At 70.4% G+C, this 14,409-nt stretch carries 17 protein-coding genes; 12 read left to right on the forward strand and 5 right to left on the reverse strand.

Going from position 1 to position 14,409, the window contains the following annotated elements; genetic code table 11:
• Positions 1-8 precede the first annotated feature (8 nt).
• Positions 9-272, reverse strand: a complete 264-nt coding sequence (locus E0500_RS40565) for a GlsB/YeaQ/YmgE family stress response membrane protein (protein ID WP_131560049.1) — start codon at positions 270-272, stop codon at positions 9-11.
• 67 nt (positions 273-339) lie between these two features.
• Positions 340-909 carry a GNAT family N-acetyltransferase gene (locus E0500_RS40570; protein ID WP_131560051.1) on the reverse strand — a complete coding sequence of 190 codons (570 nt, stop codon included), beginning with the start codon at positions 907-909 and terminating at the stop codon, positions 340-342.
• A 225-nt stretch (positions 910-1,134) separates the two neighbouring features.
• Here E0500_RS40570 and E0500_RS40575 point away from each other — a divergent pair, with 225 nt between their 5' ends.
• Entirely contained in the window at positions 1,135-1,902 is a 768-nt protein-coding gene (locus E0500_RS40575) for a metalloregulator ArsR/SmtB family transcription factor (RefSeq protein ID WP_131560055.1), read from the forward strand.
• A 103-nt stretch (positions 1,903-2,005) separates the two neighbouring features.
• On the opposite strand, the gene E0500_RS40580 is transcribed toward E0500_RS40575, so the two are convergent.
• Positions 2,006-2,455, reverse strand: coding sequence for an SPW repeat protein (locus E0500_RS40580; protein WP_131560052.1), 450 nt, complete (start codon positions 2,453-2,455; stop codon positions 2,006-2,008).
• A gap of 182 nt (positions 2,456-2,637) precedes the next feature.
• On the opposite strand from E0500_RS40580, the gene E0500_RS40585 reads away from it, so the two are divergent.
• The 5 genes from E0500_RS40585 (at position 2,638) to E0500_RS40595 (ending at position 5,636) form a co-directional block, all read left to right on the forward strand.
• Entirely contained in the window at positions 2,638-3,075 is a 438-nt protein-coding gene (locus E0500_RS40585; protein WP_309505308.1) for a hydrolase, read from the forward strand.
• A 157-nt stretch (positions 3,076-3,232) separates the two neighbouring features.
• Positions 3,233-3,310: a putative leader peptide gene (locus E0500_RS45645; RefSeq protein WP_353962852.1), complete on the forward strand. Its 78-nt coding sequence runs from the start codon at positions 3,233-3,235 to the stop codon at positions 3,308-3,310.
• 196 nt (positions 3,311-3,506) lie between these two features.
• Positions 3,507-3,641 carry a hypothetical protein gene (locus tag E0500_RS44665; protein WP_258573785.1) on the forward strand — a complete coding sequence of 45 codons (135 nt, stop codon included), beginning with the start codon at positions 3,507-3,509 and terminating at the stop codon, positions 3,639-3,641.
• Between the two features lie 101 nt (positions 3,642-3,742).
• Positions 3,743-4,297, forward strand: coding sequence for an NADPH-dependent FMN reductase (gene ssuE / locus E0500_RS40590; protein ID WP_131572362.1), 555 nt, complete (start codon positions 3,743-3,745; stop codon positions 4,295-4,297).
• Positions 4,298-4,493: 196 nt separating this feature from the next.
• The gene (locus tag E0500_RS40595) at positions 4,494-5,636 is read left to right on the forward strand and encodes an LLM class flavin-dependent oxidoreductase (protein WP_131570920.1); all 1,143 of its coding nucleotides are present in this window, start codon (positions 4,494-4,496) and stop codon (positions 5,634-5,636) included.
• Between the two features lie 75 nt (positions 5,637-5,711).
• Here E0500_RS40595 and E0500_RS40600 read toward each other — a convergent pair whose 3' ends face one another.
• Positions 5,712-6,797: an acyl-CoA dehydrogenase family protein gene (locus tag E0500_RS40600; RefSeq protein ID WP_131570918.1), complete on the reverse strand. Its 1,086-nt coding sequence runs from the start codon at positions 6,795-6,797 to the stop codon at positions 5,712-5,714.
• Between the two features lie 293 nt (positions 6,798-7,090).
• Here E0500_RS40600 and E0500_RS40605 point away from each other — a divergent pair, with 293 nt between their 5' ends.
• The 5 genes from E0500_RS40605 (at position 7,091) to E0500_RS40625 (ending at position 11,415) form a co-directional block, all read left to right on the forward strand.
• A complete protein-coding gene (locus tag E0500_RS40605) occupies positions 7,091-7,978 on the forward strand; it encodes a glycoside hydrolase family 19 protein (RefSeq protein ID WP_131570916.1) in 888 nt (295 codons plus the stop codon).
• Positions 7,979-8,046: 68 nt separating this feature from the next.
• Entirely contained in the window at positions 8,047-9,414 is a 1,368-nt protein-coding gene (locus E0500_RS40610; RefSeq protein ID WP_131570914.1) for a PI-PLC domain-containing protein, read from the forward strand.
• A 26-nt stretch (positions 9,415-9,440) separates the two neighbouring features.
• A complete protein-coding gene (locus tag E0500_RS40615; RefSeq protein ID WP_399120872.1) occupies positions 9,441-9,620 on the forward strand; it encodes a hypothetical protein in 180 nt (59 codons plus the stop codon).
• Between the two features lie 219 nt (positions 9,621-9,839).
• Positions 9,840-10,232 carry a VOC family protein gene (locus tag E0500_RS40620; protein WP_131570912.1) on the forward strand — a complete coding sequence of 131 codons (393 nt, stop codon included), beginning with the start codon at positions 9,840-9,842 and terminating at the stop codon, positions 10,230-10,232.
• 112 nt (positions 10,233-10,344) lie between these two features.
• Complete coding sequence (locus tag E0500_RS40625) at positions 10,345-11,415, forward strand: adenosine deaminase (protein WP_131570910.1); 1,071 nt, start codon at positions 10,345-10,347, stop codon at positions 11,413-11,415.
• Here E0500_RS40625 and E0500_RS40630 read toward each other — a convergent pair.
• The gene (locus E0500_RS40630; protein WP_131570908.1) at positions 11,397-11,912 is read right to left on the reverse strand and encodes a mycothiol transferase; all 516 of its coding nucleotides are present in this window, start codon (positions 11,910-11,912) and stop codon (positions 11,397-11,399) included. The two genes, E0500_RS40625 and E0500_RS40630, sit on opposite strands and share 19 nt — an antisense overlap.
• 381 nt (positions 11,913-12,293) lie before the next feature.
• On the opposite strand from E0500_RS40630, the gene E0500_RS40635 reads away from it, so the two are divergent.
• Positions 12,294-14,387: a ricin-type beta-trefoil lectin domain protein gene (locus tag E0500_RS40635; RefSeq protein ID WP_309505309.1), complete on the forward strand. Its 2,094-nt coding sequence runs from the start codon at positions 12,294-12,296 to the stop codon at positions 14,385-14,387.
• Positions 14,388-14,409: the final 22 nt, after the last annotated feature.

Raw genomic sequence — 14,409 nt, forward strand, 5'->3', positions numbered from 1 at the left:
GCCTCCTCTCAGCGGCGTGCCCGTATCCGGTCGAGCGCCGAGACGCCCAGTGCCGCCAGCCCGATCTGGATGAGCCACTCGATCCAGTCGGGACCGCTGGTGTTCGCCACGCCGACCGCGGCGGCGATCGCGGACCCGATGAGCGCCGCGACGATACCGACGAGGATCGTCAGCAGGATGCCGATGCGCTGACGTCCCGGGACGACGAGCCGTCCCAGCGTGCCGATGATGATGCCGATAACAATGGCACTGATGATGCCGGAGATCTCCATCTCCACCCCATTTCGTCGGGATACCCCGTACTTATGGGTGTTCCCGCAGGAAGCGGGTGCAGTCCGGTCAGTCCGATCCACTTCCCGCTGCGCGGTGGCACCACGTCCGCAGGGCGACATTGCGGTCCTTGTGTCTGCGTCGGACGGGTTCGTCGTCCGTGAGCTCGAAACCCGTCGACCTCGCGACGGCCTCGCTCGCCGCGTTCTCCGCCTCGATGCACAGGACCACGCGACGCGGGCGCAGATGCCGGGTGGCGTACTCGGTGACGAGGCGGACCGCCTTGGCGGCCAGGCCCCGTCCGCGGTGGGCGGGCCCGACGCCGTAGGCCAGTTCGGCGTCCCGGGGGTCGGCGGCGCTGCGGAACAGCAGGACCTCGCCCAGGGGAAGCCGGCCGTCCGTGGTGATGGCCAGGTGTACGCCCCGTCCGTCGATCCGTTTCCGGCAGGCGGCGGCGAGGTACGCGCGGGCCGCCGCCGTGCCGAAGGGGGAGGGTACCGGAGTCCATCGGGCGATCTCGGGGTCCTCGTACAGGGCGACGAGGGCCGGCAGGTCGTCGTCACTCCACTCGCGCAGACGCAGGCCGAAGCCGTGCAGCCGGAGGGGTGACGGGAGGGGCAGAGGTTCCTGGGCGTCCATGAGGTGGTCCCCTCGGGGGTGCGGGTGAGCGGCCAAAGGCGTCAGTGGGGGCATGGCGGGACCGCTCTGTCGGGGGCACGTACAGGCTCTGCTTCCCCGTGCGCCGTGCCGCCTCACGGATCGCCGTCGCCGGATCACCCTGACGCCTGGCGCGGCTCGCCCTCGATTGACATGCAGGTAATTGCCTGCATAACGTTGGGTGTGCGATCAGAGAGTGACTCCCGTATGGACCTGGTGTTCAAGGCGCTGGCCGACCCGACACGGCGGCGGCTCCTCGACCGGCTGCACGAGCACAACGGCCAGACTCTGGGTGAGCTGTGCGAGCGCATCGACATGGCACGCCAGTCGGTGACGCAGCACCTGGCCGTCCTGGAGGCCGCCAACCTCGTCAGCACCGTGCGGCGGGGACGGGAAAAGGTGCACTACCTCAATCCGGTCCCGCTCCACGAGATCCAGGAGCGGTGGATCGACAAGTTCGAGCGCCCGCGACTGCGCGCGCTCGGCGCCGTGAAGCGACGAGCGGAGGAAGCCATGACCGACAAGCCGACATTCGTGTACGTCATCTACATCGAGAGCACGCCCGAGAAGGTCTGGGACGCGCTCACCGATGCCGACCTGACAGCCGCGTACTGGGGGCACAGCAACGTCTCCGACTGGAAGCCGGGTTCACGCTGGGAGCACCTCCGCACCGACGGCTCCGGCACTGCCGACGTGGTCGGCCGAGTCGTGGAGAGCGAGCGTCCGACCCGCCTGGTCACCACCTGGGTCGCTCCGGACGAGGAGGGGCAGGAGGACAAGTACTCCCGGGTCACCTTCGACATCCAGCGGCACGCCGAGATCGTCCGCCTCACGGTGACCCACGAGGGCCTCCCGGACGAGGGTGCGCGCGCCGACGTGGCGTCCGGCTGGCCGGCGGTGCTGTCCAATCTCAAGTCACTGTTGGAGACCGGCAGCACGCTTCCGCAGCAGCCGTGGCTGGTGCCGGGCCGCTGACCGGCACCTTCTTTCAGCAGTGGCAGTGGCAGTGGCAGTGGTAGCGGCGGCGGCCGGTCCGCCGAGGCGGACCGGCCATCGGTTTCCCTCGCGGGCGTTTCTGTCACATCGGAGCCGCGCTCCTTGATGTGGCCCTGGCCGCCGTGGCCGCGCACAGCAACCCCAGCACCACGGCCAGACCGCCGATGACGACGTTGTTGATGATGACGCCGGCGTCCGGGCTCGTGCCGACGATCCACGGTGAGATGATCATCCAGACGCCGATGGCGCAGGTGGCCCAGCTCAGGCCGTACATCCTCTGCGGTGCGGCGGTGAAACCCAGGGCCAGCAGGCCGATGGCGACGCCGATGATCAGGTTGTGCGGGGCCAGAGCAGGCTGGCTGGTCGTGAAGTGCAGTATCCACGGGGATGCGGCGCAGTACAGACCGAGTAGGAACACTGGTCCGTCCATGAACACAACATCGCGACCGCCGAGCACGCGGGCGTACCTCTCCCGCATTTCGGTCACGTCGGGATGGCCGGCTATGTCACCCCTGTGTGAGACGTTGGCCATGACTCGTCTCCTTCGCTCTCAGCGGGACTGACCGCGTCTGATGAGGTGTGCGGTAAGCACCACGTACCTTCATTCTGCGCTTATTTCATCCTTATGTGTAGTGGTGGGTGGGTTTAGTGAGATGGGAGGGTGGCCAGAGCGCCCGCATGTGGGAATGCGTGTTCTATTAGCCGGAGGGATCCGTGGGAGAGCTGAGCGAGGAAAGGCTTCTGGCGGGCGTTCCGGAGACCTGGTGGTCGACTCCGTATGCGGGTGCCCGCTTCCCCGGGGCGCGGTCCGTCAAGGAGAATCCCGGCCTCGTCGGCGGTGCCAACTGTCAGCTCTTCGCGTACGAGGTGCTCCGGCTGTACGGGATCGACGTTCCGGCCTGGCGGTCAAGCGAGTTGTGGGACGACACCGCGCGCACCGTCCGTGTGCCCGAGGCGGAACCCCTGGACCTGGCCCTCTTCAACGCCACCGAGAACGCCTGGGGTGCCCATGTCGGCGTGGTCGTGGGGGAGGGGCGGGTGCTCCACCTCAGCGCCGAGGTGGGACATCCGGCGGTGTGGAGCATGGCCGACTTCGCCGCACGTGACCGCTACCGGACCCTCATCGGCTTCAAACGCGCAAGGCGCGGGTGACGCGGCGTCGGATGTGCGAGGGTGCCCCTCGGCGGCAAGGGACTCGGCCAACCAGCGGTTCGTTGCCCGCCACACCTTTCGATGGTCCGCGATACGAGACCGGCCGGCTTTTCCTTGACCATCCGGACCGGCGGCTGCCACGATCCAGGACATGATGATGCGACTGGACCTCACGCGGCGACGCCATGTCGACCTCGCGCGTGTCTCCAGTGCCTCCTGTTGCCCTGCGGCCTGAGCGGACCGAAGCTCCTCCCGATTCCGCCGCGCCCGCCACGCGTCGCACGCCCTTCGTGCCATCTGACGGCGCTGGCTCCGCCGCAGTCCTGTGGCCGTAGTTCACGCGATGCATTCCATCAATCCACCGCCTGAACCGCCGACCCCGCGGTGGGGACCAAGTCGGCCGTACACCAACGAAGTTCGGCCTCAAAGGGTTGCTTGCTCATCACCCCCGCCCCCCCAAGGCTGCGGCTCGCAAGACGATCCGTCAGATCGCCGTCCAGGCCGACCGCGAAGGCAACGACGGCTTCGCCCACTCCCAGGCCGAGTTCGTCACCGCCCACGCCTGACCGCACCCGCCCGCCCGGCACCCCCGTACGCCCCGGGCCACCCACGCTCCGCTCGCGCACCTCATGAGCGGAGGCTCGCCCACGTCACGAAATGAGGGACCATGGCCACCGTCCTGTCCGTCTCCGGCAGCCCCTCCGTCTCCTCCCGCACGGCTAAACTGCTCCGCCACCTCGACACCCGGCTGGTCGCCCAGGGGCACGACGTGATCCCCCTGGATGTCCGCACGATCCCCGCCGAGGCTTTGCTGGGGGCCGACTTCAGGCATCCCGCCATCGTCGAGGCCACGGAACTCTTCGAGCGCGCCGACGGCGTCGTCATCGCCACCCCCGTCTACAAGGCCTCCTACTCCGGCGTCCTCAAGGCACTCCTCGACCTCCTCCCGCAGTTCGCCCTCACCGGCAAGACCGTGCTGCCGCTGGCCACCGGCGGCACCACCGCCCACGTGCTGGCCATCGACTACGCGCTCCGCCCGGTGCTCAACTCCATGGGCGCCGCGCACATCGTCCAGGGCTGGTTCACCCTCGACAAGGACATCACCACGGACGACGACGGCTCCCTCGCCGTCGCCCCGGCCGCGACCGAGGCGCTCACCCAGGTCGTCGACCAGTTCTCCGCCGCCCTGGGCCGCGCCCCGCTCCTGGCGGCGGCGAGCTGACACCGTGTCCGCCCCGAGCCGTCACCGACGACGTCGAGGCCCTGCACGCCGCCGCCCCCGACACGGCCTGCTCCGAGCGCCCTGTTTCACCAACCCCCTTCCGCCGACCCCCTTCCGCCGACCCCGTTGCGCCAGCCCTGTTTCGAGAGCCCCCAAGCCCCGACCCTCCCCACGGACCACCCGATCGGAGACCCCGGTGACGCTCACCTTCCACTGGTTCCTGCCCACCAACGGCGACAGCCGCCACGTCGTCGGCGGAGGCCACGGCACCCCGGCCACCGTCTCCGGCCGGGACCGGCCGCCGACGGTCGCGTATCTGAGCCAGATCGCCCGCGCCGCCGAGGACCTCGGTTTCGTCGGCGCGCTGACCCCCACCGGCGCCTGGTGCGAGGACGCGTGGCTGACCACCGCGATGGTCAGCCAGAACTCCGAGCGGCTGAAGTTCCTGGTCGCGTTCCGGCCCGGCTTCGTCTCGCCGACGCTCGCCGCGCAGATGGCCTCCACCTTCCAGCGGCACTCCGGCGGACGGCTCCTGCTCAACGTGGTCACCGGCGGCGAGAGTCACGAGCAGCGCGCGTACGGCGACTTCCTCGACAAGGACGCCCGCTACCGCCGTACCGGCGAATTCCTGCAGATCGTACGGGGGTTGTGGGAGGGCAAGACCGTCGACCTGGCCGGCGAGCACCTCCAGGTCGAGGACGCCACACTGGCCCGCCTGCCGGAGCCCGTGCCCGAGGTGTACTTCGGGGGCTCCTCACCCGTCGCCGGAGAGGTCGCCGCCCGGCACGTCGACGTCTACCTCACCTGGGGCGAGCCGCCCGGCAAGGTCGCCGAGAAGATCGCCTGGATCCGCGCACTGGCCGCCAAGGAGGGCCGTACCCTCCGCTTCGGCATCCGGCTGCACGTCATCACCCGCGACACCTCCGAGGAGGCGTGGGCCGAGGCGAACCGCCTGCTCGACGGCTTCGACCCGGACACCGTGGCGTCCGTACAGGCCGGGCTCGCCCGCAGCGAGTCCGAGGGCCAGCAGCGCATGCTCGCCCTGCACGGGGGCAGCCGGGACAGCCTGGAGATCCACCCCAACCTGTGGGCCGGTATCGGCCTCGTTCGCGGTGGCGCGGGCACCGCCCTGGTCGGCAGCCACGACGAGGTGGCCGAGCGGATCAAGGAGTACCACGCCCTCGGCATCGACGAGTTCGTGCTCTCCGGCTACCCGCACCTGGAGGAGGCCTACTGGTTCGGCGAGGGCGTCCTGCCCCGCCTGGCCGCCCAGGGGCTGTGGCGGCACCCGTACGCGGGGACGGCCGCCCCCGCCGCCCGGGTGCCGTTCGCGAGCTGAAGGACGGGGACGGGGACGGGCCCGCCCGGTCCCGGGCCCGTGGGTGCTCCGCCGTCGACACCCCCGAGGTGTCGGCTACTCGCGGCGCGCCGACTCCCCGCTCGTGCTCGGTACCGAGATCCGCAGCGCCTCCAGCTGCGCCTGGCGCACCTGCGCCGTCTGTCCCTGGATCAGCAGGAACATCCCTTCGCGTGCCAGCCGTTGGGCACGGTTGCCCAGCGTCAGGGCGCGTCCGCCGACGGCCACGATCGCCGCGGTGGTCGCGGTGCGCATCAGGTCGTGCGCCAGCGTCTTGAGCGTCAGCCGTTCGTCCACGCGTTCGTGCGGTACGGGGTGGTCGGCGAGGGCGTAGGCCTGTTGCCGGACGCTGTCGAGGTGGCTGCGCAGGGAACGCGCGGTCTCCGTCGCGTCCGGGGCGGACTCCAGCAGCCCCAGCGCCGCGTACGCCACGCCGAAGACGGCCGGGGAGACATTGGTGTTCCGGGGCCGGTCCACGAGCGCGAAGCGCTCCTGCGGGGTGCGCAGCACCAGGGCGTCCTCCGGCAGCCACAGGCCGTCCAGTTCCAGGGACACCGTGCGGCCGGCGGTGAGTGCCGCGAGCTTCATCGGCGGGGAGGGGCGCATTCCCGGCTGCTCGCGGGCCTCGGTGGCGGCGAAGACCACCTCGTCGTCGGCGGTCACCCCCGCCAGCAGCATCACGTCGTTCAGGCCCCAGCCGGTGTACCACGGCACGGTGCCGTCGAAGCGCCAGCCGCCGCGCTCGGGGGTCGCCCGCACCAGGACCCGCGGGAAGGCGCGGACATGGGCGTACGCGACGCCGGAGAGCAGCTCGCCGGTGGCCAGCGGGCGCAACAGCCGCTCGCGGACCGGGAACCGGGAATCCGCCAGCAATTTCACCGGAGTGTGGTGCTGGGTCTGGACGAACCACGTGGAGCAGCACGCCCCGGCCAGGATCTCGGCGATCTCCCGGGCCACCGCTGAGGGCGCCCCGGCACCGCCGTACTCCACCGGGGCGCCCAGGCCCAGCAGGCCCGACCGCTTCACGGCCTCGATATGGCTCGCGGGCAGGCCCTCCTGGTCGACCCGCTCCGCGTACGGCGCGAGGAGATCGTCCGCGAGCTGGCGGGCGTGGCTGACGAGCGGATGGGGCGCTGTGGTCATACGGACGATTCTCCTGGTGGCGTGACGCGTGCGCCGATCCGGGGCTTGTCGTTCGTACAGGAGGCGTGTCGTTCGTACGGGGGAGGAGAGAGCGTCTCGCCGGACGAGCCGGGTTCGATTGACTGGTCTACACCCTTGACTTGGTACAGACCAAAGCGGTTGAGTGTGCCATCACAGCCCCCCACCACGGCCGCCCCCACGCCGTGACCGGTCCGGCCGGCGCGGGTGCACGAGGGCCTGCTCCAGCCTGTCCTGCGACGGGTGCGGCCGTGTTCCGCAAAGGAGTTGATCCCGTGTTGAGACGCCGCATCTCCTCGGTCCTGACCGCTCTCGTCATCGCAGCCGCCACGCCCGTCCTCCTGCCCGCCCAGAACGCGTCCGCCGCGGCCTGTTCGAGCTACCCGAGCTGGGTGGCCGGCAAGGCGTACGTCACCGGCGACATCGTCCGCTACACCGATGGCAAGGCGTACATCGCCGAGCACGACAACCCCGGGTACGACCCCACGATCAGCACCTGGTACTGGGAGCCGTACGCCTGCGACAGCGGCCCCGGGAACCCTGCGGCCTTCGTCGTCAGCGAGGCCCAGTTCAACCAGATGTTCCCGAACCGGAACTCCTTCTACTCGTACAGCGGTCTCGTCACGGCCATGAGCGCCTACCCGGCGTTCGCCAACACCGGCAGTGACACCGTCAAGAGGCAGGAGGCGGCGGCCTTCCTCGCCAACGTCAGCCACGAGACGGGCGGCCTGGTGCACATCGTGGAGCAGGACACCTCCAACTACCCCACCTACTGCGACTGGAACCAGCCGTACGGCTGCCCGGCCGGCCAGGCCGCCTACTACGGGCGCGGCCCCATCCAGCTGAGCTGGAACTTCAACTACAAGGCCGCCGGCGACGCGCTCGGCATCGACCTCCTGGGCAACCCGTGGCTGGTGCAGAACGACGCGGCCGTCGCCTGGAAGACCGCCCTCTGGTACTGGAACACGCAGTCCGGACCCGGCACCATGACTGGTCACAACGCGATGGTGAACGGCGCGGGCTTCGGCCAGACGATCCGCAGCATCAACGGCTCCCTGGAGTGCGACGGAAAGAACCCCGCGCAGGTACAGAGCCGTGTGAACAACTATCAGCGGTTCGTAGGGATCCTCGGGACTTCACCCGGCGGCAACCTCTACTGCTGACGGCGAACGGTGGCCCATGATGTCATGCACCTGATCATCCACTGGCCCACCCGATGAAGGGCACCGAGATGCCAACCCCCCGCACCGCCCTGCTCGCCACGACCGCCGCGCTCGCCGCGGCGGTCGTCGCCCCCTTACCCACCGCCTCCGCAGCGGTCCCGGCCCCCGGCGCCTACTACGTGCAGAGCGCCACCACCGGACTCAACGCCGCCGACAACGGCGGAGCGGTGGAGCAGCACCGGCCCAAGGGCAACGAGGACCGCCAGCAGTGGACGCTCAGGGCGAGTGGATCCTCGTACGTCCTGGAAAGCACCGACACCGCGGGGAGCTGCCTCGGCCGCTCCGGCGACCAGGCGCGCACCGTCGCCTGCACGAGCGGCGACGCGGCGTGGGACGTCACGGAGCTCGGCGCCGACCAGTACCGGCTGAAGGTCCCCGGCGCCGAGCGCTACCTGACCGTCGGCGCGAAGCCGTCCGGCTCCAACTATCCCGCACAACTGGCCATCGGCTCGGGGAGCGGCCTCGCCGCCTGGTACCTCACCCCCGTCACCGGGGCGACCAGCCCCATGCCGCCCCAGAACCAGCGCACCCTGGACCAGGTCACGTTCCTCACCTCCCACAACGCCTACGCCAACGGCGTCGACGGCGGCTTCGCCCCGCCCTTTATGAACCTGGCACCGAACCAGTCCCGCGGCATCAACCAACAACTCTCGGACGGAGTACGGGGGTTCATGCTCGACATCCGCCAGACCTCCGACGGCGCCATCCTCTGCCACAACAGCTGCACCCTCGTCAGCAACCCGGTGGCCCTGTGGGTCGACATCCAGCGCATCGTGGACTTCCTCAAGCAGAACCCCAACGAGTTCGTCGCCGTCTTCCTGGAGGACTACGTCGACCCGGGCGTGCTGCGCAGCGAACTCGCCCGCGTCAACGGGCTCTCGGACGTCCTCTACCGGCCCGACCAGACCGGCGTACGGCAGAACGGCTGGCCCAAGCTGGCCGACCTGATCGCGGCCAACGACCGGCTGCTGATCCTCACCGACCACAGCCGCTCCGCCGACCAGTCCGCCGGACTCACCCGGGACACCTTCGGCGTCATGTACCAGCGCGAGTGGACGGTCGAGAACTACTGGTCCATGGGCTCGGGCGTCGGCTCCTCCGACTGGTCGTGCTACAGCCGCTGGTACGACGCGAACACGAACATCCCGCTGACCCAGACCGAGTCGGCCTTCCGCCCCCTGTTCGTCATGAACCACTTCCGTGACGTCCCCATCACCTCAACGGCCTCCACGGACAACACCAAACTCGCCGACCGCGCCCAGCGGTTCTGCCAGCCCGCCGCCCGCAAGAAGCCCAACTTCCTTGCGGTCGACCACTACAACCTGGGCAACGCGGCGTCGGCGGTGACCACCCTGAACACATACGTGTATCCGTAAGAGCGACGAGAAGGCGCCCGCGGCCCGTGCGAGACTCCGTCGATGACCTCGCAGACGAGCCCCGCGCAGGCCGCGGGCACCTGGACCTCGCGATCCCCGGCACGGGCAATCCGGACCACCTGGCGGAGAACGTGGCCGCGGGCGCGCTCCGCCTCACGGCCGACGGGACGGCCCGGCTGGACGGCCTGCGCCAGAAGGCGGGTTGAGCGCGCGGGCCGCGTACGCGCGCAGTCCGCTGTGGGGGCCGCGCCCGTCTTCCCCCAGAAGGCACCACAGCCCGCGGCCGCCGGGGCGGGCCGTGCCTGCGCCGCCCGAGGCCGCGGGCTGTGCCCGGTCCGGGCCGGCATCGGGCCGCTGGACAGATGCCGTACCCTGCGTGTTACGTATAACGACTCATCCCCCACCGGCATGCACGCGAGAGGCCCATGAGACGCATCGCTTTGGTCACCCTCGTCGTCGACGACTACGACGAGGCGATCCGCTTCTACACGGAGGCGCTCGGGTTCCGGCTCGCCGAGGACGCGCCACGGCCCGACGGGTCACGGTGGGTCGTCGTCGAGCCGGGCACCGAAGGACACGGCAGCGCACTGCTGCTGGCCCGCGCCAAGGACGGGGCACAGCACGCCCGGGTCGGCGACCAGACCGGCGGACGCGTGGGCTTCTTCCTGCACACCGACGACTTCGCCCGCGACCACACACGCATGCGTACGGCGGGCGTGCGGTTCCTGGAGGAGCCGCGCCACGAGCCGTACGGCACCGTGGCAGTCTTCCAGGACCTGTACGGGAACCGCTGGGACCTGCTCCAGCCTTCCGGGTAGTTCCAGGGACGCCCGGACTCCTGATCTCCGTATCTGCTCGTACCCGAGATCTGCCCGTACCCGAGCGATCCGATCACCCTCTCCCAGAACCACCCGCCGAGGAACGACACGCATGACCGCGCCCCGCATCGACACAGCCACCATCCGCCGCCTGCCCAAGGCCGTGCTGCACGACCACCTCGACGGCGGTTTGCGCCCCGACACCCTCGTGGAACTCGCGGACGAGGTCGGCCACAGCCTGCCCACGACCGACCCGGACGCGCTCGCCGCATGGTTCCGAGAGTCCGCGGACTCCGGCGACCTGGTCCGTTACCTGACCACCTTCGAGCACACGCTCGCCGTGCTCCAGACGCGCGAGGGCCTGCTGCGCACAGCCGAGGAGTACGTCCTCGACCTCGCCGCGGACGGTGTCGTGTACGGCGAGGTCCGCTACGCCCCGGAGCTGATGCTCAAGGGCGGGCTGACCCTCCCCGAGGTCGTCGAGACCGTGCAGGAGGGCCTGGCCTCGGGCATGGCCCGGGCGGCGTCGGAGGGCACCCCGGTGCGCGTCGGCACTCTGCTCTGCGCCATACGCATGTTCGACCGCAGTCGGGAGACCGCCGACCTGGCGGTGGCATTCCGGGACGCGGGTGTCGTCGGCTTCGACATCGCCGGTGCCGAGGACGGCTTCCCGCCCGCCGACCACCTGGCGGCCTTCGAGTACCTGCGCCGCGAGAGCGTCCCGTTCACGATCCACGCCGGCGAGGACCACGGACTGCCCAGCATCCACCAGGCCCTCCAGGTGTGCGGCGCGCAGCGCATCGGGCACGGCGTCCGCATCACCGACGACATCGTCGACGGCAAGCTCGGCCGGCTCGCGGGCTGGGTGCGCGACCGGCGCGTCGCCCTGGAGATGTGCCCCACCTCCAACCTCCAGACCGGCGCGGTCGCCTCCATCGCCGAGCACCCCGTCACGGCCCTCAAAGACCTGGGCTTCCGTGTCACCCTCAACACCGACAACCGCCTGATGTCGGGCACGACCATGACCCGCGAGATGTCCCTGCTGGTCGAGGATGCGGGCTGGACCCTGGACGACCTGCGCACGGTCACGGTGAACGCCCTCAAGAGCGCCTTCATCCCCTTCGACGAGCGCAACGCCCTCATCCGGGACGTGGTGCTGCCCGGCTACGAGTCCGCGCGCTGAAGCAGACCTCGTGCGTACGCGGCCTGGCCGACATGCTGGAGGTCGTCGGCCAGGACGCTGACCAGCCGGACGCCGAGGGTGACGGCGGGGGTCCAGCTCTCGTCCACGATCCGGTCGAGGTCCTTGACGTGGAGCCCGGCCACGAAGGCCAGCGTCCGCTCGTGCACCGCGTCGTAATAACCGAGCAGCAGGTCGCCCGAGTCCACCCGGACCCGGGCGGCCTTCCTTGGCGTGTGCCCGTATCCCGTGTCCTGGGCGGGCAGCCCCAGAGCGAAGCGGTCCGCCCAGCCGTCCGCCAGCCACACCTGCTCCTGGCCGGCCACGCCCGCCACGTGGTCGTCCTGGACGCGCGTCAGGTGCCAGACCAGCCAGGAAACGGAATTGGCGCCGTCCTGCGGTGGGGTGTTGAGGTCGTCGGGGGAGAGGCCCTCGACGACGGCGTGGACCTCTTCGCTGATGCGGCCGAATGCGTCGGTGAGAACGTCCTTGGAGTGCATGACATCCAGCCTCTCGCACGAGGGGAGGATTCGCCTCCGAAGTCACGGATGCGTTTCTTTGTGGGTTGAATCGTTGATTCCGCCGAGTGGCTGCCTATTCGCCGCGTTCAAATCGGTGCCTACTTCAGGTGTCTCGGCTTCTTCGTCATCGAATCTCCTTGAATTCTCCTCTCTGTGGTCGCGTGAACAGGCAATGCACTTAAAGGACTTCGGAAGGGAAAACCGGCGATCGCTTGTTGCGGGACCACGCTCTGTGCAAAGGTGGCGCCCGTCGGTGCACAGACAGGAGCGCCCGAGTGCTGTATGCACACAGCCCGGAGGACATCGGACGTGAATGACGCGACCTTTCCGAATTCCCCGAGTCCTGCTCGTCCGTTCGGTGTGACGGACGAAGAGCTGGCAGCCGAGCTGAAGAAGTGTTTCCGTGGGCGGTCCGCGCATCAACCCGTCGGGGAACTGCTCGCCCGGCACCGGGGTGCCGTCCTCTCGTACGCGACCCAGTACACCAGCGGCCCGCAACACGCGGGGATGCTCACCACCGCGGCATTCACGAGGGTATTCGAGGAATCTCTTCGGCAGTCGGGCCCGACAGCCGCATGGCGGCCCCATCTGCTGGTCACGGTGCGCCGTATCGCGGAAGAATGGGACACGAGCAACCGGCGGACGATGCTCCACCCGGGGCTGAGATCCGGTCCGGAGGTCACCGGCCGCGCCGCGGCACGGCTTCTCCCCGCGGACGACCGAAAGATCGTCTCCCGTGCCTTCCACGGGCTCCCGGAGCGCGCCCGCTGCATCCTGTGGCACGCCGAGGTGGAGGCGGAGGGCCTCGCCGCACCGGCCGCGCTCCTCGGGATCACCCCTGAGTACGCCGCCGTGAAGGCGACCCGCGCACGGGCGCTGCTGCGTGACGCCTGCATGCGGGCGCACCAAGAGACCGCCCCCGACGAGGAGTGCCGTCGCTTCAGCCGTCTGCTGGACGTGTCGCTCCGACGCGGCGACCTGGGACTCGACCCGGACCTGCGGCAGCACTTGGCGGGCTGCCCGCACTGCCGTTACGGCGCCGACCAGTTGGACCACTCCGGCGGCCGTCCGGCCGTCCTGCTGGCCGAGGCGGTGCTGGGCTGGGGCGCGGGGGCCTACCTCGACTCCCGGCCAGGGCGGGGGAAGGAAGCCGCGAGAGCGGCGGGCGGCGCCGACTCGTGGGTGGCCGAGGGCGGGGCGATGGCGTCCGGGGGCGCCCCTGGTGGACCCGCGGGGTCGGCGGCCGCGGCCGGTCGCGCCCCGCATCCTCCGGCTGGATCGGCTGGATCGGCTGGATCGGCTGGACCGGTCGGATCGGTCGGCTGGGGCGACGGTTACCCACGGGGTGCGCAGACCGGGCGGCCCGCCCCGTCGACCGGCCCTCGTCACGCGGCTCGCACCGGGTCCCCCGGCGTCCTCCGCTCGCTGAGTTGCGTCGTGCTGCGCGGTGTCGGAGCCCGGCGTCTCACCCGGCGTCAGCAGGTGGCGCTCACGGCCCTGATGGTGAGCGGATGCGTACTGGCCTCGCTGGCCCTGACCTCGGCGGGCGGGAGCGAACCGGTGTCCCGTCTCCCTTCCGGTGCCGCCACTTCCACGGCGGGTGCGCCAGGCACGCAGCCGTCCGGCATCGGGGCGGGTGTCCTGGTGAGCGGCCCGCTGGACGGCCGTCTGCGCAACGCCGACAACGGGCTCTGCGCCGGCGTCCAGGGTACGAAGGCGGTAGCGGGCACGGAGGTCGTGCTCACCATGTGCACATCGTCGGTGCGGCAGCAGTGGTCGTACGACACCGGCGGGTTGCTGCGCAGTCTGGCGGACACCGAGCTGTGCCTCGACTCCCGTCCTGGTCCCTCCGCCCGGCTCGGCTCCTGCGCGGACCCCGCACTCCAGGGGCGCGTCCGCTACGACCTCACCCTCGATGGTGGCCTGCTGCCCCGAGGCGGCCTGGGACTCACGCTGACGCCGTCCTCCGCCGAGGAGGGAGCCACCCTGCTCCTCAAGGAGCTCGCGGACGGCAACGCGTCACAGCAGTGGGCCATCGACAACTCGGTCGAGTCCGTGCAGATCGAATCGGTCTCCCGGGTGACGGACGGCTCGACGGCGGCCCCGGAACCAGCCACGCCCGCACCTCCCCCGCACCGTCACCCACCCCGGAGCCCCGCCCCTCCGCGTCGTCCCCGGCCCCGAGCCCGACCCACGCCACGCCGTACCCGCCGTACCCGACCTCGAACTCATGCCGGCCCTACTCCTGCTGGCCCTATGGATACGGCTACTACGGTTCCGATTCCGGCTACGGGCCGGCACACGGCGGCAGCGGCTGGGGAGGCGGCCGCTGACGAGCGGGCCGCGTGTCACGGCCGAGGACTTCGGTCGCCGAACTTGACGCCCCGGCAAGGCCGTTGCCACACTCGCCGCCCGCATAGAAATCGCTTGCTGCCTCATCGTCGTACGCCCTGACGCCCCGTGGAGCCGTGTTGCC

Origin of the sequence: Streptomyces sp. KM273126 (genome assembly GCF_004337435.2) — a bacterium.
Lineage (GTDB): Bacteria > Actinomycetota > Actinomycetes > Streptomycetales > Streptomycetaceae > Streptomyces > Streptomyces acidicola.

Excerpts from the sequence above, each read along its gene's own strand:
- E0500_RS40575 (WP_131560055.1), top strand. The coding sequence starts at position 1,135 with ATGGACCTGGTGTTCAAGGCGCTGGCCGACCCGACACGGCGGCGGCTC.
- E0500_RS40600 (WP_131570918.1), bottom strand. The coding sequence starts at position 6,797 with ATGACCACAGCGCCCCATCCGCTCGTCAGCCACGCCCGCCAGCTCGCG.
- E0500_RS40565 (WP_131560049.1), bottom strand. The coding sequence starts at position 272 with ATGGAGATCTCCGGCATCATCAGTGCCATTGTTATCGGCATCATCATC.
- E0500_RS40620 (WP_131570912.1), top strand. The coding sequence starts at position 9,840 with ATGAGACGCATCGCTTTGGTCACCCTCGTCGTCGACGACTACGACGAG.
- E0500_RS40610 (WP_131570914.1), top strand. The coding sequence starts at position 8,047 with ATGCCAACCCCCCGCACCGCCCTGCTCGCCACGACCGCCGCGCTCGCC.
- E0500_RS40630 (WP_131570908.1), bottom strand. The coding sequence starts at position 11,912 with ATGCACTCCAAGGACGTTCTCACCGACGCATTCGGCCGCATCAGCGAA.
- E0500_RS40625 (WP_131570910.1), top strand. The coding sequence starts at position 10,345 with ATGACCGCGCCCCGCATCGACACAGCCACCATCCGCCGCCTGCCCAAG.
- ssuE (WP_131572362.1), top strand. The coding sequence starts at position 3,743 with ATGGCCACCGTCCTGTCCGTCTCCGGCAGCCCCTCCGTCTCCTCCCGC.
- E0500_RS40580 (WP_131560052.1), bottom strand. The coding sequence starts at position 2,455 with ATGGCCAACGTCTCACACAGGGGTGACATAGCCGGCCATCCCGACGTG.
- E0500_RS45645 (WP_353962852.1), top strand. The coding sequence starts at position 3,233 with ATGCGACTGGACCTCACGCGGCGACGCCATGTCGACCTCGCGCGTGTC.
- E0500_RS40570 (WP_131560051.1), bottom strand. The coding sequence starts at position 909 with ATGGACGCCCAGGAACCTCTGCCCCTCCCGTCACCCCTCCGGCTGCAC.